The sequence below is a fragment of the Pseudarthrobacter sp. NKDBFgelt genome, assembly GCF_046097905.1.
Classification (GTDB): domain Bacteria; phylum Actinomycetota; class Actinomycetes; order Actinomycetales; family Micrococcaceae; genus Arthrobacter; species Arthrobacter polychromogenes.
This window is the reverse complement of record NZ_JBJURL010000084.1, coordinates 1-18,137: the sequence shown is the minus strand read 5'-3', so window position 1 is coordinate 18,137 and position 18,137 is coordinate 1. Positions and strand designations below refer to the sequence as shown.

Genomic DNA, 18,137 nt, shown 5'->3' with positions numbered 1-18,137 from the left:
TCAACCACCGCCTCCGCCTCCACCACCGCCGAATTGCCTTCCATGAATCCATCCTCATGGGAGGGTCTGACATTTAAGGGGGCCAGCGCACCCCGGCTGAAAGAATTTTTGAAAATCTTTTCCGGCCTCTTTGTCGAGGCAACGGGAGCCCCTCCCGACAATCCCGTTTTGGGGATGCACGCCTTGCTCCGGTACCCTATTGAGGTTGGTGACGTGTCCGAGCGGCCGAAGGTGCAACACTCGAAATGTTGTTTGGTGTAAAAGCCAACGTGGGTTCAAATCCCACCGTCACCGCCAATAAGAATGGCCCTGCTTCCCTGATAACCAAAGGGAAGCAGGGCCTTTTGCTTTGCGCTGAACGTGGTGCACGGGCCACGGGCGCTGCAGTCCACGTGCCCACCAGCGCGCGTGAACTGCGCAGCGGGGGTAGGTATGTTTTACCGCATGGACTTCACAGGCGGATGCGGATGAGTACCAACACCACCGCAAGGAACTATTGGCTGGCTTTGGCCGCCACGTACGGGCTGACCCTGAGCGTTGTGGCAATGGCAGGTTGGCCCTGGAACCTCGTCATAGGCGGAGCCTTCATCCTCTTCGTTGTCCTCCTCAGTCTCCGGTACCGCCAGGCCGGCCGGAAGATCCAAGGGAGGCTTGGCACTGCGGGTCCCGGTGTTGGTTTTGCAGGAAGCATTCTCGGAGCCGGGGCGCTACTTGTCCGCGGCACGCCGGTTGCCGCCTGGGCTGGGCCGCTGCTGGGTGTCATCGCATTCCTTGGAGTGTTCCTTTACCTCCAGCGGTTCGGCCGCTCCCATGGCCAAACGAGCGAATCGGCCACCTGACCAGACCGCCCACCGGCGGTTCGACGACGCGGGTTCGACGACGGAAGGAAGACAGCGTCAACGAAGTCAGGCCCCGGACACTGTCCAAGGCCTGACTTCTGGCTCTTTGCCCGCTACGCAGGCAGCCTTTTCTGCCCCAGCGCACGGCGGGCGCCTAGGGGATCAAGGTCCACAGCGGGCAACCAACTGGAGGACTGTGCTGCCCATGCTATGCCGCTGCCGTCTCGGCAACCCGCTTGGGCGTAAGGGAGGGGACGCCGTCGCTGTCCTGCCCGTACAGCCAGTCGTTGTACTGGAAGTTGTTGTCCTTCCGGCTCTTGAACAGCAGGTTGCGCAGTGTGCGGGCCAGGCCGGACACGTGCCAGGACTCGCCCCAGACACGGGCGGTGCGCTGGACGCGGGCCGTGCGCCCGGCGCGAACATCATTGAATTCACGAAGGGCCACGTCCCAGGCCTTGGGGTTAATACCCTCTGAAGTGAAGACGATACCGACGGAAGCATCCTGCAGTGCGGCAGCGTCCTCGAGGGCCTGGCAGGCGCCCTGGGCCAGGTACTGGAGCATGGGGTGCGCAGCGTCGCCCATCAGCACCATGCGGCCGGCAACCCAGTTCTCGATGGGGTTGCGGTCGTACATGGGCCAGCGGATACCGGTAGCCAGGTTCTTCAGCGCTTCCTGTACCGCCGGCACGCAGTCCTTGTAGGCGGCCTCAAGCTCGTCCACTCCCCCGTACTGCTCTTCGCCGCGTTCGAAGGACGGCGACTTGAAGACGGCCACGGTGTTGAGCAGCTCGCCCTTGCGCAGGGGGTACTGCACCAGGTGGCAGTCCGGTCCGAGGTAGACAATGACATCCTCAAGGTCCGTCCTGGGCGTCTCGTCGGTGATGGGCACGGTGCCGCGGTATGCGACGTAAGCCGAAGAAACCGGCTCATCGTCGGCAACGAGCGGGCGCAGGGTGGAACGGAGGCCATCAGCGCCGATCACGACGTCGGCCTCGAAGTCCACGCCGGCCAGGGTGTGGGCCACGCCCCGGTTACCGACCGTCTCGACGCTCTCCACCGTGACATCGTTTACGAGCTTGACGCCGGCCGCCTCACAGCCTTCCAGCAGGACCCGGTGCAGGTCGCTGCGGTGGATGACCACGTAGGGCGCGCCGTAGCGCTCCTCGAACTCGCCGTTCAGCGTCTGGCGGGTGAGTTCCTCGCCGGTCACGGCGTCGCGGAACACCAGGTGCTTGGGCTGGACGCCGATTTCCAGCGCCTTCTCCAGCAGGCCCCAGCGGCGGAGGACGCGGGAGGCGTTGGGTGCCATCTGCAGCCCGGCGCCCACCTCGCCAAATTCGGGGGCGCGCTCCACCAGGGTCACGTTGGCACCGTTCTCGCGCAGTGCGAGGGCGCCGGCCAGGCCGGCCATCCCTCCTCCGATCACCAGGACATCGGTGGACGTGGCGTGCTCAGACATTGCTAACTCCTGTTGTTGGGTTTGAAGGGGAAGTTGAGAGTTTGGACTTGAGGTTGATGCCGACGGCGGCCAGCAGGCCCGCTGCGATGGCTGCGGCTCCGGCGAAGGCAAGGAAGTTGGAATTGACTCCCAGCCCGGCGGCCAGCAGGAGGCCACCCACCTGGGGTGCTGCGACGGCGCCAATCCGGCCCGTGCCGAGGGCCCAGCCAAGTGCCGTTCCCCGCAGATGGGCGGGATAGTGGCTGGCCACCGCGGCGATGATGAGGCACTGGGTGCCGTGGGTTCCGACTCCGGCGAGGACCAGCATGAGGTAGACGATGGAGACGGAGGGCCCGCTCACCAGTACCACCAGCGCGACGGCGGCGACGGCGGCTGCCGCGATCGCCGTCGGAATGGGTCCGAAGCGCGTTCCCGCCCAGGCGGTGATGACGGATCCGGCAACGGCGCCGAGGTTCAGGGCCAGGGCGAACGTCAGTGCGGACCCCAGGTTGTAGCCCGCCAGCTGCATGAGGTTCGGCAGCCAGGTGCCCAGCCCGTACCAGGCGAAGAGGGTGGCGATGGTGGCAACGGCAAAGAGCATGCTGATGCCCAGGTAGGGCGCGCGGAGGAGCAAGGAGAAGCCGGACGGTTCTTTGGCCACGGCGGTCGCAGCTGCCGTCTTGGAGGCAGCGTTGCCGGCGGGTGCCAGGGTCTCCGGCAGGTACTTGAGGCCCAGCGGCACCACGATCACCAGCGCCAGCACGGCCACCAGGAACATCGACTGCCAGCCGAAGGCCGGAATGAGCTGGATGCCAACAAGGGCGGCGATGGAGCCGCCGATCGGGACACCGGACATCATCAGGGTGGCCACGATGGAGCGCCACTTGGCGGGAACCAGCTCCGCAACCAGGGCATTAGCGGACGGCACCAGGCCGCCGAGTCCAATACCGGCGAGGAGTCGCAGGGCTCCAAAAACAGCGGCGTTGGGGGCGAAGGCACACAGGACGGTGAAGATGGAGAAGACGATGGCGCAGCCGAGGATGGTCCTCCGGCGGCCCCACGAGTCGGCCATGCGGCCGGCGAAGATCGCCCCGATCATCATGCCCAGGAAGGCCATGGAACCTACGGTCCCGGCGGTGGCCTTGGTCAGGCCCCACCCGGTTTCGGTGATCAGGGAGGACTGGACAGTGCCGTACACGATGAGGTCGTAACCATCGAAGACCACCAGCAGCCAGCACACGAGGACTGCGGCTGCCGAGACCTTGGAGAACCGGCCGTGCCCGTCATTGGACGTGGGGGTGGAGTCCCCCGGCGAGGACCGTTGCGTCGCTGCAGCGGGAAGTGTGTGATTCATCCCACTACTGTCATGGCCATGGAAGATGAACCACAATACAATTCTGATGTGCAGAAAAACCCGCTTCCGCAAGCAGCTACCAAGACGGCGGCGCGGAAGCCTGCGCAGAAAAAGCCCGTGCAGAAGCGGCCCACCTATTCCATCGAGGCGGTGGACAATGCGCTGCAGCTCCTCCAGCTCCTGCGCGACGGCGGAACGCTGCGCCTGAAGGATGCGGCCGAGGAGCTGGGGGTGGCCCCCTCCACCGCCCACCGGCTCTTGGCCATGCTGGTGTACCGGGGCTTTGCCGTGCAGGACGAGACCCGCCGCTATGTTCCCGGGCCGGCCATGGGAGTCGGCCCGGCCGGGTTGAGCTGGACCAGGCTGCTCCGTTCGCTGGCCCAGCCCCATATGGAGCTCCTCTCAGCCCAGCTCAACGAGACGGTGAACCTCATGGTGCGCGTGGGCACCAAGGTCCGCTTCCTGGCAACAGTGGAGGGCAACAATGTGCTGCGGGTCGGCGACCGGCAGGGCACCGTGATGCCGGCGAACAAGACCTCCGGCGGCAAGGCAATGCTTGCGGAACTCGAACAGCACATGCTGGAACAGCTGTTCCGCAGCAACAACGCCGAGATTGGCGGAGACACCATCCCCGACGACGAGTATCCGAAGTTCCTGCGCGAACTGGAGTCCATCCGCGGCAACGGCTTCGCAGCCAACTTCGAAGGGACGGAGGACGGTGTGAGTGCCTTAGGGATGGCGCTGCACAACCGGCACGGGCACGTGGTGGGCGCCCTCAGCGTCGCCACCCCCGCTACCCGCTTCCGCGCAGTATTCGACGCCGGGCTGGTTCCCGCCCTGAAGGAATGCTGCCGGCAGCTTGAGATCGATATCGCGGCGAACCCGGCAGAGCCGGATTAAACGCAGCCGGATTAGACGCAGCCGGACTGAACGCAGCCGCACCAAGCACACGCGGACCTATGCCGCTGCACCGCCAGCGCTTCCACGTCACCCTCCAATAATTCTGAACAGCAGAATATGTTGGAGCTCACACCCCGTCCTTCCGTAGAGTCAGGCCACGCCAAAGAACTGTTCTGACCTACAAAGGAGGCCCACGTGTCCATCAGCGCCGAGAACACGACCCATGAATCAGTGGCCGCCGGGCTTACCGTCCCGGAGCCGACGCCGGAGGAGGCTGCGCAGCTTGAGCAGCTCTACAAGGACTTCGACAAGGAGAACCTGATCCCGCTGTGGACCGAGATCGGTGACCTGATGCCCATGGTCCCCACCCCGAAGGCTGTGCCGCATGTGTGGCGGTGGAGCGACCTTTACCCGCTGGCGGCGCGTGCCGGTGACCTGGTGCCCGTGGGCCGGGGCGGGGAGCGCCGGGCTATTGCCCTGGCCAACCCGGGACTTGGCGGTACCGCCTATGCGACCCCCACGCTGTGGGCAGCAATCCAGTACCTCGGCGGCCGCGAAACCGCCCCGGAGCACCGCCACTCCCAGAACGCGTTCCGCTTCGTCGTCGAGGGTGAAGGCGTGTGGACGGTTGTCAACGGCGACCCCGTCCGGATGTCCCGGGGCGACTTCCTGCTCACCCCGGGCTGGAACTTCCACGGCCACCACAACGACACCGATGAGCCCATGGCCTGGATCGACGGCCTGGACATCCCGTTCGTGCACTACGCCGACGCCGGGTTCTTCGAGTTCGGCACCGAACGTGTCACCGACGAAGCCACCCCGGACATCTCCCGCTCCGAGCGGCTCTGGGCCCACCCCGGCCTGCGCCCGCTCTCCGGCCTGGACGACACCACCAGCTCCCCCATCGCCGCGTACCGGTGGAAGTACACCGACGCCGCCCTGCGCGAGCAGCTGCTCCTGGAAGACGAAGGCCACCCGGCCACCGTCTCCCAGGGCCACGCCGCCATCCGCTACACCAACCCCACCACCGGCGGGGACGTGATGCCCACCATCCGGGCCGAGTTCCACCGCCTCCGCGCCGGCGCCACCACCGAGGCCGTCCGCGAGGTGGGCTCCAGCGTCTGGCAGGTCTTCGAGGGCACCGGCTCCGTGGTCCTGGACGGCGAAACGAAGCAGCTGGCCAAGGGCGACCTGTTCGTCGTCCCGTCCTGGGCTGCCTGGTCGCTGCAGGCCGATTCTGAGTTTGATCTGTTCCGCTTCAGCGACGCCCCCATCTTTGAGCGCCTGAACTTCAACCGCACCTACATCGAAGGACGCACCAAGTAATGAAACTCCTCACCCTCCGCACCTCCGTTGGGAACAAAACAGTAACGACGGCGGTCCGCCAGGACGGCGATACCCTCACCGAGATCCCCGGCTTCGCGGACGTTGGCGCCCTGCTGCAGGACCCCGCCTGGGAAGCCACGGCGAAGGCGGCCAACGGCGCAACGCACCCCCTCGACGGCGCGGACCTTGCCGCCGTCGTGCCTTCCCCGGGCAAGATCATCTGCGTGGGCCACAACTACCGCAACCACATCAAGGAGATGGGCCGGGAAGTCCCCGAGTACCCCACCCTGTTCGCCAAGTACGCCGAGTCCCTGATCGGGCCCAACGACGATCTTGCCCTGCCGCAGGAATCGGACACCGTGGACTGGGAAGCCGAACTCGCCGTCGTCATCGGCAAGCAGGGCCGCCGGATCAGCGAGAAAGATGCCGCTGGCCACATCGCCGGCTACGCGGTCCTGAACGACATCAGCATGCGCGACTACCAGTTCCGCACTATCCAGTGGCTCCAGGGCAAGACCTGGGAGAAGTCCACCCCGTTCGGCCCGGCCCTGGTCACCAAGGACGAATTCACCCCCGGCCCCCTCATGACCTCCGCGGTGGACGGCGACGTCCAGCAGAGCACCCCGACGTCGGACCTGGTGTTCACCCCCGAATTCCTGGTCTCCTACATCTCCACGATCATCACGCTGAACCCGGGCGACGTGATTGCCACCGGCACCCCCGGCGGCGTGGGCCACGCACAGGACCCCAAGCGCTACCTGCAGGAGGGCCAGGTCCTGGTGACCACCATCGAAGGCCTCGGCCAGCTGACGAACCGCGTGGTCAAGGAAGCCTGATGGTTGCCCGCCACGACCAGACGCAGGACCCGGCGCTCCTGGACGCATTGCTCCAGGCGCGCCGGGGCACCGCGTTCTTCGCCCGCAAGCTGAACGAGCTCTCCGACGCAGAGCTCGACGGCGGCACGCTCCTCCCGGGGTGGAAGCGCCGCCACGTCGTGGCACATGTGGGCTACAACGCCCGTGCCATCGCACGGCTGATCGAATGGGCAGCCACCGGCGTGGAAACCCCGATGTACGCCTCCCCTGAGGCGCGCAACTACGAAATCGACTTCGGGTCCACCCTGTCCCCCATCGCGCTGCGGCACCTCTTCGACCACTCGGCCGTGCACCTGAACGTCGAATGGCGCGACCTGCCCGCCGACGCCTGGCACCACAAGGTCAAGACCGCCCAGGGACGCATTGTCCCGGCGGAGGAAACCGTGTGGATGCGGACCCGGGAAGTTTGGATGCACGCCGTGGACCTGGACAACGGCGCCACTTTCAGTGACATCCCGGCCCCCGTCCTGGAACGCCTGCTCAAGGACATCACCGGTGCCTGGCACACCCGCGGCACCGACACCGGGCTCCTCATCAAGGTCACGGGCACTTCCCTGGCGTTGGGAGACTCGGGCGCCGCGGACCCGACCGTCGTCGCCGGGCCGCTGCCCGCCGTCGTCGAATGGGCCGCGGGCCGCGGCTCCCACGGCGTCACGGCCACCGGACCGGGCACTACCGAAGGCACCCCCGCCGCACCGAAGTGGATCTAGGCACCTCCACGCGGCAGCAAAAAAGAGAAAGCCCCTGATGGAGGGGCTTTCTCTTTTTGCGTTCCCAGCCTGTTGCCGGCTACTTCTTCCCGGCCCTGCCAGTGGTGAAGGGCAGAACGAGCCGGGAGTGGTGGGCGGCGTCGCGGTAGATCTTGTGAGTGACGGGCCGGCCAACCGGGAGGTACCACCTGCTCTGCGACGACGGCCCTTCCTAGAGCCTTGTGTCGAAGGAACCGCAGAACACGTTGTCGTTGAACGTGCCCTGGAACGCGGACTTGCCCTGGATCTTTTCGATGGTGGCCCGGATTGCCTCGCGGGACCCGGCGTGGGCGTGGATCGCCGTCTTCACCATGGGCACGTCAATCAGGTGGTTCGGCTGGTTCAGCGAAACGAACACGGTAGGAACCTCGGTGACATACCACGGGATCTCCGCGGCCATGGGAGTGGACCACTTGATCCGGATGGCCGCCTCCTGGGCGAACCCCTTCACATTGGCGAACACAAAAGCGGCGTCGTACTTGTCCGCATAGTCCCCGGTGGCTTCCTCGGAGATGATTGACATGAAATTCACGCCAGTCTCCCCTGCGGCCTCCCGCTGGTCCGCCGTCTTGAACAGGTGCACCTCGAAGCCGGCGGCCTCCAGTTCCTCCTTGACGGTGTCCAGGTAGGCGAGCGGATCGGCGCGCGTGAAGTCCGCCCCGCCGGAGATGCCGTACAGCCGGATCCGCGGATGCGTCTGCGGCGTGATGGGCAGGTTGTGGGCCGTGTCCTTGACCAGCGTGACCGTCTTGTCCGCGATCTCCGCGGCAATGGCGCGGTGGGCCTCGCTGCCAATCCTGTCCAGCGCTTCCACGGGCGGCACGAGTTCCGCGCGCGGCCGCACGTGCAAACCAAGGGACGCTTTCAGCCCCAGGATCCGGCGCAGCGCATCATGCAGCCGCTGCTCGGTGATGACGCCGGACTTGTAGCCGTCCATCATGTAGCCGAAGTCTTCCGCGGGGTTGCGGAAGAAGAGGAACATGTCGCAGCCTGCAGCAATGGTGGCCGGCACCAGGTCCTTGCGTTTCATGGCCTGGGTGAGGCCGATCATCTGCGAGGCGTCCGTGAGGACCAGCCCGTTGAAGCCGAGCTCCCCGCGCAGCAGGTCCTGGAGCAGCTCCGGAGACAGCGTGGCCGGAAGGATGTCCGCGTCGGCCAGGCCGGGGCGGAAGTGCCGGGACAGTTCCGGTGCCCCAATGTGCCCGATCATGATGGACTGCACGCCGTGGCCGATCATTTCCCGGTACACGTGCCCGTAGGTCCGGTTCCAGTCCTCGTAGCCCAGGGTGTTGTAGGACGTGACCACGTGCTGGTCGCGTTCGTCGATGCCGTCGCCGGGGAAGTGCTTCATGGCACAGACGGTGGGTGACTCGCTGATGCCGTCGAAGTACTCCTTGGCCCGCTCCACCACGATCTCCGGTGTGTTGCCGAAGGACCGGGTGGAAATGACGGTGTTCCGCCAGTTGTAGTGGATGTCCACGATCGGCGCGAACGCCCAGTTGCAGCCCAGCGCCGCGGTTTCGACGCCGGCAACCTGGCCCATCTGCCGCGCGATGGCCTTGTCCGGGTGCGAGCCGGCCTGCAGGTGCGTGGACACGAACGTGCCGTCGGCGCAGCTGCCGGCTCCTCCCATTTCCGGGTTGGAGGCCACCAGCAGCGGGATCCGGGTCCTGGACTGGGCGTACCGGATGTGTTCCTGCACTGCGGCGGAGGGGCCTGGCCGGTAGCGCATGCCGCCCACATGATAGTTCCCCAGCACGCCGTCGAGGTACTCCGGGGAGTAGTCGTTGTTGTGGTTGATGAACAGCTGCCCGATCTTTTCCTCGAGGCTCATGCCGGCGATGGTGGAACCCACCCACGCAACGGCGTCGTCGTCGAGATTGAACGGCGCGGCCTGGAGGTCGACGTCGAACTGGCGGGGCTGGGTGCCCGCGGCACCTCCTGCACTACGTTCCGGGGAAGGGCCGACGGCGGCAAGTCCGTCGAGTGCCTCCCGCACCACCTGCTGCACGGGCGCCGCGATGTCCACCACGATGCCGGTTTCGCCGGCCTCGAGCGGTTCAAGTGTGGCCAGCTGTGAGTCCAAGAGGGCCGGCGGCATGAAGTGCCCGGAGCGCCCTTCTGTCCGTGCCCTCAGGACGTCCTTGCTGCCGTGCAGGTGCAGGAAGACGGTGTCCGGCGCCTGTTCCCGGATGGCGTCGCGGTAGCTGCGGCGCAGTGCGGAGCAGGCCAGGACCAGTCCGCCGTCGCCCGCGTTTGCCAGTTCGGTGCCCACGGTGGCGAGCCACGGCCAGCGGTCCTCGTCGGTCAGGGGCATGCCGGCAGCCATCTTGGCGACGTTCTCCACGGGGTGGAGGGAATCGCCGTCGAGGAAGGGGACACCGAGTTCCCTTGCGACGAGGTCGCCGATGGTGGTCTTGCCGCAGCCGGAGACGCCCATGACGATCACGCGGAGCTTGGCCTGGGCGGTTTCCTGGGGCTTGGGAGTGTTCACCAGTCGTGGACCGTTCCGTCGATGAGGCGGTTGTAGGGCAGGTAGGCCTGCTGGTACGGGAACGCAGCGGCGGCTTCCTCGTTGAATTCGACGCCGATGCCGGGTTTGTCGCCCGGGTGCAGGTAGCCGTCCTTGAAGGTCATGGACTGCTGGAAGACCTCGTTGGTCTTGTCAGAGTGCTGCATGTATTCCTGGATGCCGTAGTTGTGGATGGCCAGGCCCACGTGCAGCTGGGCTGCGAAACCCACCGGGGAGATATCGGTGGGGCCGTGGAAGCCGGACTTGATCTGGTACTGCGCGGCGAAGTCCATGACCTTCTTCAGCGGCGAGATCCCGCCGAAGTGCGTGGACGCGGCGCGGACGTAGTCGATCAGCTGTTCCTTGATGAGGGTCTGGTAGTCGTAGACGGTGTTGAAGATTTCACCGATGGCCAGCGGTGTGGTGGTGTGCTGGCGGACCAGGCGCAGGCCTTCCTGGTTCTCGGCCGGGGTGCAGTCCTCCAGCCAGAATAGGTCGTACGGCTCCAGCGCCTTGCCCAGCTTCGCGGCCTGGATCGGCGTCATCCGGTGGTGGCCGTCATGCAGCAGCGGGATCTCGGGGCCGAATTCGTTCCGGACCGCCTCGAAGACGGTGGGCAGGTGGCGGAGGTAGGCGCGGGTGTCCCAGTCCTCCTCGACGGGGAAAGCGCCGCGGCCGGCGGGCTCGTAGTCATAGCGTTCACCCGAGGCCTGGGCCTGCGCGGCCACACCGTAGACGGCCTTGATGCCCGGGACGGCGGTCTGGATGCGGATGGACTTGTACCCCAGCTCCAGGTGCTCGCGGACCGAATCGAACAGGGAGGGGAGGTCAGCTCCCGAGGCGTGGCCGTAGGCGCGCAGCCCGTTGCGGGATGCCCCGCCGAGGAGCTGGTAGACCGGCATTCCGGCCATTTTGCCCTTGATGTCCCACAACGCCATGTCCACCGCGGCGATCGCGGCCATGGTCACGGGCCCGCGGCGCCAGTACGAGGAGCGGTACAGGAACTGCCAGGTGTCCTCGATCCGGTGCGGGTCCTTGCCGATCAGCAGCTGGGCAACGTGTTCTTTGAGGTAGGCGGCAACGGCCAGCTCGCGGCCGTTCAGGGTGGCATCTCCGATGCCCGTCACACCGTCCTCGGTGGTGATCCGGAGGGTCACGAAGTTGCGGGAGGGACTGGTCACGAAGACGTCAGCGGCAATGATTTTCACTGCAGGTCCTTTCGAAGGGGGTCGGGTGCCTCTGTAGAAGTGGAGGCGGGCTTGTCGAAGCCTCCCAGCAAGCTTTCGATCAGTCGCACTACGGAGTCGTCACCGGCCACTATGGGGTCCACCAAGGCCACGAGGCCACGGATCCGTTCCGTACCGGCAAGCAGGTTGGCCGCGTCCACGGCGTCAGCCAGGGGGTCTTGGAAGGATGCACTTGCGGCCGTGAAGTCCATCCATGCCGCAATCATGGCCGCAGCAGCCGCCCCGGACCTGCCGGCTGCGCGTTCGGCCTGCAGGACCGGAACAGCGCGCATCCGCAACTTGGTGCTGCCGTCCAGCGCAATCTGGGCGAGGATGTGCGCAATCCTGGCGTTGCCGAAACGGGCCAGCAGGGCGGCACGGTACGCAGGGATCTGCAGGTCCGCCGTCGCTTCCGTCCCTGACAGGTTGGCCTCAGCCTCGTCCCAGAATGCTTCCACGGCCTGGAGGCACACAGGGTCTGCCAAGGCCTCCGCCACGGTGCTGTGCCCCCGCAGCTGCCCGGCGTAGGCCAGCAGCGAATGGGCGCCGTTGAGCAGCCAGAGCTTGCGGTTTTCATAGGGTTCGATGTCCTCAACGAACAGCGCTCCCGCGTCTTCCCAGCGCGGGCGGCCGGCGGGGAAGTCCCCGCTCAGCACCCAGCTCGAAAAGGGTTCAGCAATGACCGGCGAGGAGTCCCCGTAGCCGCAGGCGGCCTGGACACCGGCGATGTCCTCCCCGGTGGTACGCGGGGTGATGCGGTCAACTGAGGTGCTGACAAAGCTGACCTCATTGGCGATCCAGGCGGCCAGGCCGGCGTCCAACGCACCGGCGAAGCCCGCCACGGCCTCCCGCGCCACGGCGCCGTTGTTGGAGAGGTTGTCGCAGCAGACCACGGCCAGCGGACCGGACCCTGCATCGCGGCGTGCTCCCAGTGCCAGCACCAGCCGGCCAAGGGGGGTGGCCGGGGCGTCTCCGGAGGCCAGCCGGACAAGGTCAGCGGCGACGCCGGGTGCTGTGGTGTCGAGCTTGCCGTCGGCGCCCAGGCCGTAGGCCGCCTCGGTGATGGTCAAGGTGACCACTGCCGTGGCCGGCGCTGCCACCAGCCGGGCCAGCCGGGCCACATCCGCGCCATCCAGGGTCTCCACAATGCTGCCCACCACGGTGAAGGAGTCGCCGTTGTCCGCGCGCTCCACCAGCGTGTACAGCCCGTCCTGTTCCGCGAGGGCAACCGCGGCATCGGGGCGGCGGCCGGTGAAGGCGGCGATGCCCCAGTCCGCGGCGTCAGGGGCCTGCTGGGTATACGAGGCCTGGTGCGAGCGGTGGAAGGCGCCAAGGCCCAGGTGGACAATCCGCACTGGGGCCTTGGGCAATGGGCGAACCGTGCGGTTCAGCTGTGGAATGGTCGTAGCCGGAGCCGGCGTGGCAGCGTGGTTCAGCTCGGTGCTCACAGCTTGAACACCCGCCGGGGCGACCCGTCCACGATGTCCACGATGAGTTCGTGGGCGCGCTCTTCGCTGACGCGGTGTTCGGCCACCAGCCGGGCCAGGAACGAAGCTTCGATCCGGCGTGAGGCGTCGTGCCGGGCCGGGATGGAGCAGAAGGCCCGGGTGTCGTCGATGAAGCCGGAGGAACGCGAGAATCCGGCGGTCTCCGTGACGGCGGACCGGAACCGCAGCATCGCATCCGGTGCGTCCAGGAACCACCACGGCGCGCCCAGGTATACGGACGGGTAGAAGCCGGCCAGCGGGGCCAGTTCGCGGGAGAACACGGTCTCATCCAGGGTGAACAGCACCAGGTGAAAATCCTTGGCGGTACCGAAGTCCTGCAGGACCGGCCGGATGGCCTCGGTGTAGTTGATGGCGAACGGAATGTCATGACCGGTGTCGGCACCAAAGGTGGTGAAGGTTGGTTCGTGGTGGTTGCGGTACGAGCCGGGGTGGATGGTCATCACCAGGCCGTCCTCCACCGACATCCTGGCCATCTGGTACATCATGTGGGCTTCGAAGTCGTCGCGGTCCCGGGCCGTCGCCGTGCCCGATCGGGCGCGGTCGAACAGCTTCGCGGCGTCCGCGGCGTCAAGCTTGAGGGTGGCGGGGGTGCGGACGCCGTGGTCCGCCGAGACCGCGCCGTGGTCCACGAAATAACGACGCCGGTTTTCCAGGGCGGTGAGGTAGGCGCCATAGCCCGTGCCGCCGTCGCCCGCTGCCGCGATGAGCCGGTCCACGTTCTCCGCCCACGCGGGGTGGGCGATGTTGAGGTAGGCGTCCGGGCGGAAGGTGGGCAGGACGCGCCCGTGGAAGGTGGAATCTTGGGCGATGGCCTTGTGGCTGTCCAGCGTGTCCAGCGGATCATCGGTGGTGGCCAGGACCTCGATGTTGAAGTCCTTGAACAGCTCACGGGGCCGGAAGCCCGGCTCCTGGAGCTTCGCCGAGATGGCGTCATAGCTGGCATCGGCAGTGTCCGCGCCCAGCTCCCCCGCGAGGCCAAAGACGCTGGAGAACTGGGTGCGGAGCCAGTATCCGGACGCGGTGCCCTCGAACAGCGGCCATGCCCTGCAGAACTCGCGCCAGACGGAACGGCTGTCCGGCTGCGATCCGGTGGATTCCCGGAGCCTGTCCAGCGGGACCCCGCTGGCATGGATCAGCCGGGTGACGTAATGGTCCGGGCTGACCAGCAGCGCTGCCGGGTCCGGGAAAGGCGTGTTCTGCTCGATGACGGAGGCATCAACGTGCCCGTGCGGGGAAATGATGGGAAGGTCCTGGACGCGCTGCAGGAGGTCCCGCGCGATGCTGCGCGTTCCTGGATCCGCGGGCAGGAGCCTGTCTGGGTTGGCGGCAATCGACAGTGACATACGTCCATGGTCCGGCCGGGGAGCCGTTATTGTCAACCGGTTGCCAAAATTGCCATTCTTGTTTCCGTTTAACGCTGACCTGCCGTGAGGATCCGGCCACTGGAGCCGCGGAGCACCAGTTCGGTCTCCATCTGCAGGGTCCCTTCTGGTTCCGCGTTTCCCTTTCCCTGGAGCAGGTCGAGCAACCGGGCGGCCGCGCCAGCTCCGCACTCCCCCAGCGGCGAGCGCACCGTGGTCAGCGGCGGGGTGGTGAAATCCGCACCGAAGATGTCGTCGAAGCCCACGATGCTGATCTGGTCCGGCACCGCCATTCCCCCGGCCTGCAGTTCCTGCATCAGGCCGATGGCCAGGAGGTCGTTGTACGCCAGCACTGCGGTGGCGCCGGTGGACAGCACGTCGCGCGCCACCTGCCGGCCGCCGTCGACCGTTGGTTTGGTGGATTCCACCCGCACAGCCTCGAGCCGGGACCACTCACAGGCGGACTGGAAACCTTCCCAGCGCCGTGCGGACATCCACGACTGCGCGGGGCCGGCCACGAAGGCGATCCTTTTGTGTCCGTTGGCCGCGAGGCTGCGGACTGCCTCGCCGATGCCTTTCCGCACGTCGGGGATGACGGAGGGCACGCCCTCCACCTCGCGGTTGATGACCACCACGGGCTTGTCGCGGGCCAGGGCGCGGATGTCGTAGTCGTCCATCCGCGGACTCGCCAGGATCAGGCCGTCCGCCGTGGCCATCATGCGCCGCGCCGCGGTCAGTTCGGTGGCGGCGGATTCGGCGGATTCGGCCAGGACCAGGGTGTAGTCGCGCAGGGTGCCCGTGGTCTGGGCGCCGCGGATGATGTCGAAGAAGGTGGGGTTGGTGATGTCGGCAACGATCAGCCCGAAGGTGTTGGTCCGGCCGGTGGGCAGGGCGCGGGCGAAAGGATTGACCTGGTAGTTCAGCTCGGCGGCCGCGTCCTGGATGAGTTTCTGCGTCTTGGCACTGACCCTGCCGGGCTTGCTCAGTGCCCTGGACACTGTTGAAGGGTTTACGCCGGCTACCTTGGCGATGTCGTAGATGGTGGCATTGCCCTTGCCGTCCCGGGGCTGCTTCTTCGCAGCCTCCGGGGTTGCGGGGCCGTGCATCTTGGGTTCGGTCACCGCCCCATCCTAACGAGGACACTCTTCGAGCCCGGCCGCAGCAGGTCAACGCATATTTTTGGCCAGCAAACCGAAAACCCGCCACGACGTTTGGATCGGGTCACATATTTCCAGGGTTTGCTGCTGGATACCATGAGTTGACCGGACAGAGCCGTCCGATGGGATCGAATGCAGAAGGACACTCATGACTGCGGTGACGGTGGACGATATCCTCGCGGATCTCCCCCTGGGTTTCGCCACCCTGGTCCTGCGGCCGGCGTCGGCCAGCCCTGCCATCGAGCGGTTCCTGATCGTGGACGCAGACGATGAAGCGCCCGACGCCGCAGCCGCATTCGTCCTGCTGATCGGGGTCCGCGGCCGGTCCGCGTTGCCGGCACTGCGCCGGCTCCTGAAGAAGAGCCCTCCACCGGTGGTGGCCGTGAAGGGAAGCCGCGGGGAACTGTCCGAGGCCGAGGAACTCCTGCGCGATGCCGGCACCGGACTGCTGCTGGTGGATCCCGGCGCGGACTGGGACCGGCTGCTGTCCATTGCCAAGGACAGGATCCAGCCGCCGAGCTACCAGAGTGAAGTGCTCACGCTGCTAGAGGAGGACCTTTTCGCCATCGCCCAGACCACCGCACGGCTCACCTCCAGCCATGTGGTCATCGAGGACGCGGCCAACAAAGTGCTGGCGTACTCCACCGTCTCCAACGACATCGACGAACTCCGCAAGGCATCGATCCTGGCGCGCCGCGGACCCCGCAAATATGAGCTGCTGCTCAAGGACCTGGGCGCCTACCGCGAACTGCACGGAACCCGGCTGCCCGTGCGCGTCCCGGCCCGGCCGCAGGACGGGCTGCGCGAACGCGTGGCCATCACGCTCTTTGCCGGCGACCGCATCATGGGCTACATCTGGCTCCAGGAGACGGGAGCCGGTTTCGGGCCCGACGTCGACCATGTGCTGAAGGGTTCCGCTGCGCGGACCTCCGCCGAACTGATCCGGTACCGCAACCAGCAGTCCGTGCACATGCGTGAAGACCGCGTGGCACGGATCCTGTCCGGCCCGGCGGAAGCCGCGGCCAGCGCCCACAGTGAAAAGCTCCCGGCGGAGCGCCCGGCTGCCCTGATCCTGATTGGCATGTCGGAGGCCGAAGCGCAGGCCGACGATGCCGCACTCAAGCACGGCGAACTCGCCAACCTGGCGTCCATCCACGCCGCTGCCTACAAGGCGTCCGCCGTGGTGGGGCAGTTCAAGGGGGATACGGCCATCATCGTTCCAGGCCTGCAGTCTGCCGCGGCCGAACCCGGGCTGCGGAGCCTCGCAGAGTCCATCATCAAGGACGCACGGAAGCACCTGGGCATCAGCCCCTTTGCCGCCGTCGGCCCGGTGGTTCCGGACCTGCTGTCCATCCACTCGGTGACCCGCATGACCGAGGCCCTCCTGGACTGCGTGGGCAGGTCCGGGGATATGTCCGTGGGAACGGTGGACGATTTCGAGGGCGAGATCCTGTTCCGGGAGGCAGTCCGGAACTTCTCGGCCTCCACGTTCCGCCACCGCAGCCTTTCACGGCTGCTGCGGGAGGACGGCGAACTGGCCGAAACCCTGCGGGCGTACTTTGACGCCGCGCTTGACGTCGCCGCCTGCGCGCGCCGGATGCAGCTGCACAAGAACACCGTTTACTACCGGATCAGCAAGGCGTCGCGGGTCACCGGCCTGGACTTCAGCAACCCCCGCGACGCGCTGGTGGCCCTGCTCCACGTCCAGGAGTGGGCCGGGACCCCTTCCAACGAAACCTCAGGCAGGAAATGACAACAACACTCCAGGCACCGCCGCTGGGACCGCTCCTCGACGACATCGTCCTCCGCCACCGGCCGGAAAGGGAGTCAGGCAGCATCCCGGGAAACATTCCCCTCCTGGCGGACGTCCCCTTCAACAGATTCGGCATCGCCGTCGCCACCACGTCCGGAGAAGTGTTCAGCGCCGGCGATGCAACCACGCCCTTCTCCATCCAAAGCATCTCCAAGGTGTTCACCCTGGCCATGGCGCTTCGCGGAGACAGCACAGGATCGCTGTGGTCCCGTGTCCTGCGCGAACCCTCCGGCACGCCCTTCAACTCCCTGGTCCAGCTCGAGGTGGAGCACGGCATCCCCCGGAACCCCTTCATCAACGCCGGCGCCCTGGTGGTCACGGACCACCTGATGGACAAGGCGCCCGACGCCGCCGCCCGGCTCCTGCGGTTCCTCACCGCGCAGGCAGCCAGCAGCGGGCCCGCTATCGATGAGGCAGCGGCAGCCGGCGAACTGGCCAACAGCAGCCGGAACCTGGCGCTGGCCCACTTCCTGAAAAACTTCGGCAACCTGCACCACTCGGCCGAAGCGGTGGTGGAGAACTACGTCCGGCAGTGTTCCATCATGATGACCTGCGCAGACCTGGCCAAGGCCGGGCTGTTCCTGGCCCGGGCCGGGCAGGGATCGCTGGGTCCCGTGCTGTCCCCCAGCGATGCAAAACGCGTCGGTTCCATCATGCTGACGTGCGGCATGTACGACGCCGCGGGCGAGTTCGCCTACCGTGTAGGCCTTCCGGGAAAGAGCGGGGTGGGCGGGGGAATCCTGGTCATCGTTCCGGGCGAGTGCGCCATCTGTGTCTGGAGTCCGCGGCTGGACGCCAAAGGCAACTCGCTGGCCGGTACTGCCGCTCTCGCCGATCTTTCCGACCTCACCGGCTGGTCCGTTTTCTGACCCACGCGCCCCTGATCCGGGCGCGCCGCACCACCCCACCTCTTTCCCTCCCAGCAGGATCTTCTCCGTATCGAAAGGATCACCCATGCCCATCAACCCCAAAGACGAGGTTGTACAGGACCACAAGGTCGCACCTGACCACGTGATCGACGGCGGTCATGCCCATGCTTCTGAGTCGGCGTTGCATGCCGAGGACCAGGGCTACCACAA

The 18,137-nt window shown here is 66.6% G+C and carries 14 protein-coding genes and 1 tRNA gene; 8 read left to right on the top strand and 7 right to left on the bottom strand.

All coding sequences use genetic code 11. From position 1 onward, the window contains the following. Positions 1–207: 207 nt before the first annotated feature. Together ACKAE7_RS17795 and ACKAE7_RS17790 are read left to right on the top strand one after the other, a co-directional pair. Positions 208–297: transfer RNA gene (locus ACKAE7_RS17795), tRNA-Ser, on the top strand. Between the two features lie 170 nt (positions 298–467). Next, a complete protein-coding gene (locus ACKAE7_RS17790) occupies positions 468–839 on the top strand; it encodes a hypothetical protein (RefSeq protein ID WP_191036105.1) in 372 nt (123 codons plus the stop codon). 208 nt (positions 840–1,047) lie between these two features. Here the strand turns inward: ACKAE7_RS17790 and ACKAE7_RS17785 are convergent, their stop codons facing one another. Together ACKAE7_RS17785 and ACKAE7_RS17780 are read right to left on the bottom strand one after the other, a co-directional pair. After that, positions 1,048–2,298: an FAD-dependent oxidoreductase gene (locus ACKAE7_RS17785; protein WP_191036106.1), complete on the bottom strand. Its 1,251-nt coding sequence runs from the start codon at positions 2,296–2,298 to the stop codon at positions 1,048–1,050. Then, on the bottom strand, positions 2,291–3,631 hold the full coding sequence (locus ACKAE7_RS17780) for an aromatic acid/H+ symport family MFS transporter (protein WP_191036107.1): 1,341 nt from the start codon (positions 3,629–3,631) through the stop codon (positions 2,291–2,293). Before ACKAE7_RS17780 ends, ACKAE7_RS17785 begins: the two co-directional genes overlap by 8 nt. A gap of 48 nt (positions 3,632–3,679) precedes the next feature. On the opposite strand from ACKAE7_RS17780, the gene ACKAE7_RS17775 reads away from it, so the two are divergent. The 4 genes from ACKAE7_RS17775 (at position 3,680) to ACKAE7_RS17760 (ending at position 7,442) form a co-directional block, all read left to right on the top strand. Beyond that, positions 3,680–4,531, top strand: coding sequence for an IclR family transcriptional regulator (locus ACKAE7_RS17775; RefSeq protein WP_229666448.1), 852 nt, complete (start codon positions 3,680–3,682; stop codon positions 4,529–4,531). Positions 4,532–4,726: 195 nt separating this feature from the next. Beyond that, entirely contained in the window at positions 4,727–5,857 is a 1,131-nt protein-coding gene (locus ACKAE7_RS17770) for a cupin domain-containing protein (RefSeq protein ID WP_188811544.1), read from the top strand. Further along, positions 5,857–6,693, top strand: a complete 837-nt coding sequence (locus ACKAE7_RS17765; protein WP_408979901.1) for a fumarylacetoacetate hydrolase family protein — start codon at positions 5,857–5,859, stop codon at positions 6,691–6,693. The genes ACKAE7_RS17770 and ACKAE7_RS17765 overlap by 1 nt, the downstream gene beginning before the upstream one ends. After that, positions 6,693–7,442 carry a maleylpyruvate isomerase family mycothiol-dependent enzyme gene (locus ACKAE7_RS17760; RefSeq protein ID WP_408979900.1) on the top strand — a complete coding sequence of 250 codons (750 nt, stop codon included), beginning with the start codon at positions 6,693–6,695 and terminating at the stop codon, positions 7,440–7,442. Before ACKAE7_RS17765 ends, ACKAE7_RS17760 begins: the two co-directional genes overlap by 1 nt. A 211-nt stretch (positions 7,443–7,653) precedes the next feature. On the opposite strand, the gene ACKAE7_RS17755 is transcribed toward ACKAE7_RS17760, so the two are convergent. From ACKAE7_RS17755 to ACKAE7_RS17735, 5 genes are all read right to left on the bottom strand, one after another. Then, complete coding sequence (locus ACKAE7_RS17755; RefSeq protein ID WP_408979902.1) at positions 7,654–9,921, bottom strand: gluconokinase, GntK/IdnK-type; 2,268 nt, start codon at positions 9,919–9,921, stop codon at positions 7,654–7,656. Positions 9,922–9,971: 50 nt separating this feature from the next. Then, positions 9,972–11,201 carry a D-mannonate dehydratase ManD gene (gene manD / locus ACKAE7_RS17750; protein ID WP_190614724.1) on the bottom strand — a complete coding sequence of 410 codons (1,230 nt, stop codon included), beginning with the start codon at positions 11,199–11,201 and terminating at the stop codon, positions 9,972–9,974. Continuing rightward, on the bottom strand, positions 11,198–12,589 hold the full coding sequence (locus ACKAE7_RS17745; RefSeq protein WP_408979899.1) for a mannitol dehydrogenase family protein: 1,392 nt from the start codon (positions 12,587–12,589) through the stop codon (positions 11,198–11,200). Before ACKAE7_RS17745 ends, manD begins: the two co-directional genes overlap by 4 nt. Positions 12,590–12,663: 74 nt before the next feature. After that, positions 12,664–14,070 carry a glucuronate isomerase gene (gene uxaC, locus ACKAE7_RS17740; RefSeq protein WP_408979898.1) on the bottom strand — a complete coding sequence of 469 codons (1,407 nt, stop codon included), beginning with the start codon at positions 14,068–14,070 and terminating at the stop codon, positions 12,664–12,666. Positions 14,071–14,138: 68 nt separating this feature from the next. Further along, the gene (locus ACKAE7_RS17735; RefSeq protein ID WP_408979897.1) at positions 14,139–15,209 is read right to left on the bottom strand and encodes a LacI family DNA-binding transcriptional regulator; all 1,071 of its coding nucleotides are present in this window, start codon (positions 15,207–15,209) and stop codon (positions 14,139–14,141) included. 184 nt (positions 15,210–15,393) lie between these two features. Between ACKAE7_RS17735 and ACKAE7_RS17730 the strand changes: the two genes are divergently transcribed. Beyond that, the gene (locus ACKAE7_RS17730) at positions 15,394–16,998 is read left to right on the top strand and encodes a CdaR family transcriptional regulator (RefSeq protein ID WP_188811530.1); all 1,605 of its coding nucleotides are present in this window, start codon (positions 15,394–15,396) and stop codon (positions 16,996–16,998) included. Then, the gene (locus ACKAE7_RS17725) at positions 16,995–17,927 is read left to right on the top strand and encodes a glutaminase (RefSeq protein ID WP_188811528.1); all 933 of its coding nucleotides are present in this window, start codon (positions 16,995–16,997) and stop codon (positions 17,925–17,927) included. The genes ACKAE7_RS17730 and ACKAE7_RS17725 overlap by 4 nt, the downstream gene beginning before the upstream one ends. The last annotated feature ends 210 nt before the right edge of the window (positions 17,928–18,137 follow it).